We start from the raw sequence: 243 nt of genomic DNA, 5'->3' as shown, positions 1-243 counted from the left end.
TTCGAGCAGCAGCGCCAGGCCCTGGCCGACCGCTTTGTGGAACTGCAGCGCCAGCAGCGGGTGGGCCTGTGGCGCTACCTGCGCGGCAGCCGCCTCACCGTGCTGCTCACCGCGCCGGTCATCTACGCCGGCTGGCCGGTGTTTGCGCTGCTCGACGCGTTCGTCTCGCTGTACCAGGCGGTGTGCTTTCCCATCTACCGCATCCCCCGGGTGCGCCGGGCCGACCACCTGGTCTTCGACCGC

The 243-nt window shown here is 70.8% G+C and carries 1 pseudogene; it reads left to right on the top strand.

The features are described from left to right. A pseudogene (locus HA630_RS02110) lies at positions 1–243 on the top strand (hypothetical protein); the annotation flags it as partial.

Source organism: Aquabacterium sp. A08 (genome assembly GCF_011742065.1).
The sequence above is the reverse complement of the archived record's forward strand: the minus strand, read 5'-3'. Positions and strand labels throughout refer to the sequence as shown.